The sequence below is a fragment of the Achromobacter anxifer genome, assembly GCF_903652925.1.
GTDB lineage: Bacteria > Pseudomonadota > Gammaproteobacteria > Burkholderiales > Burkholderiaceae_B > Achromobacter > Achromobacter anxifer.
On record NZ_CAHLAR010000028.1, the window covers coordinates 1 to 899 of the forward strand.

Consider the following 899-nt stretch of genomic DNA (forward strand, 5'->3'; position numbering starts at 1 on the left):
GGCGCCAGCACCACCGCCACCCTGACGGTCACCGTCACCGGCACCAACGACGCCCCGATCCTGACCCCGGGCGTCACGCTGGACAACCAGAACAGCAACGACAGCGACACCATCACCCCGGTCGACATCTCCAAGCAGTTCCAGGACGTCGATAAGGGCGACACGCTGACCTACACCGCCTCCGGCCTGCCGCCGGGCCTGACCCTCGATCCGGCCACCGGCCTGATCACCGGCAAGCTCGACTCCTCGGCTTCGCAGGGCGGCAACCATGGCGTCTACGACATCGTCGTCACCGCCACCGACGCCAGCGGCGCGAGCGTCACCCAGTCCTTCACCTGGGACGTGAAGAACCCCGCCCCGGTCGCCAAGGATGACACCGGCACGACCGACGAAGATACGTCGCTCAACGTCGACGCCGCCCATGGCGTGCTCGCCAACGACGCCGATCCCGACGGCGACACCATCCGCGTCTCCGAGGTCAACGGCAACGCGGCCAGCGTGGGCCAGCAGATCGCCGGCACGCACGGCGGCACCTTCACGCTCAATGCCGACGGTTCCTACTCCTTCAACCCCGGCTCGGACTTCCAGGCCCTGGGCAGCAAGGACAACGCCACCACCTCGATCACCTACACCGTGACCGACGCCGACGGCGCCAGCACCACCGCCACCCTGACGGTCACCGTCACCGGCACCAACGACGCCCCGATCCTGACCCCGGGCGTCACGCTGGACAACCAGAACAGCAACGACAGCGACACCATCACCCCGGTCGACATCTCCAAGCAGTTCCAGGACGTCGATAAGGGCGACACGCTGACCTACACCGCCTCCGGCCTGCCGCCGGGCCTGACCCTCGATCCGGCCACCGGCCTGATCACCGGCAAGCTCGACTCCTCGGC

The 899-nt window shown here is 68.2% G+C and carries 1 protein-coding gene; it reads left to right on the forward strand.

What is annotated here, in order from left to right; translation table 11 throughout:
* On the forward strand, positions 1 to 899 hold an 899-nt coding region (locus tag HWY37_RS34490; RefSeq protein ID WP_176090923.1), incomplete at both ends, for a putative Ig domain-containing protein.